This is a genomic window from Bradyrhizobium sp. 139 (assembly GCF_023074175.1).
Taxonomy (GTDB): domain Bacteria; phylum Pseudomonadota; class Alphaproteobacteria; order Rhizobiales; family Xanthobacteraceae; genus Bradyrhizobium.
The window spans coordinates 1-845 of sequence record NZ_JADPKS010000056.1; the positions used below are offsets into that span (position 1 = coordinate 1).

The following is an 845-nucleotide window of genomic DNA, read 5'->3' on the forward strand; positions in this document are numbered from 1 at the left end:
ACCCCCGCTAGAGCCCCCACCACCGCCGCCGGCTGATGAATGCTCCTTGGTCGAGGGCTCCTTGGTCGAGCTGTGTGGATCATTGTCGAAGACTGAATGATTGCTGCCGCCGCCGCTATATTCTGCTCCGTCTTGGGCGCCGGAACGTGCGATGGCTGCTGACGTCAACGAGGTCGACAAGAGCAAAGTCATCGCTGGCGAGGTTACGGCAGCAAACGTGCCACAAATCTTCAAGAACTCCCGGCGGTCTTCGTAGTCTTCTGTTGTGGGGCATCAGGTCCCCCTGGGATTGCGACAGTTTAAAATTAAATCAGATTAAATAAATTAAAACCTATTAATTGGTTCAATCACGAAAAGTAACGTTCTTGTGCTCCTACCAGTTGTACCCGGCCTCCACCCGCGCAGACGGCAGAAGTTCTGGGGTTAAGGTGAAGAACCGCAGCCACCCTGAGCCGGTTGGCGCTGAAGTATATTGCGGCAACAACTCGGGACTAGCATGCTGTATAGAATTTCGGTTGCCGTGGCGTGGGCTTCTCTTGCCTTCATCACCTACGCAAGTCTCTCTCCATTCCACGACAGGCCTCAACTGAGCAGTTCGGCCAACATCGAACACATCGCGGCCTTTGCGTTCCTAGGTTTCGCATTTTGTGCCGCGTACCGGGACCGGATGACGCTGGTGTGCAGCGTCGTGCTTGATAGCGCAGTGGTGCTGGAATTGTTGCAAAAGCTGACGCCAGATCGCCATGCTAGACGATCGATTCCAAGAAATCTGCGTCGGAACTGATTGGGTGTTGGCGGATTCCTCGTTTGCGATTGGCGCAATGAGGAGCGACATCATGGCAGGA

At 54.6% G+C, this 845-nt stretch carries 2 protein-coding genes; both read right to left on the reverse strand.

Annotated features, from left to right (window positions below):
- On the reverse strand, nucleotides 1-234 hold a 234-nt coding region (locus tag IVA80_RS14655), incomplete at its 3' end, for a hypothetical protein (RefSeq protein WP_247430926.1).
- 397 nt (nucleotides 235-631) lie between these two features.
- The coding region (locus tag IVA80_RS14660) for a hypothetical protein (RefSeq protein ID WP_247430929.1) at nucleotides 632-845 on the reverse strand (214 nt) is incomplete at its 5' end.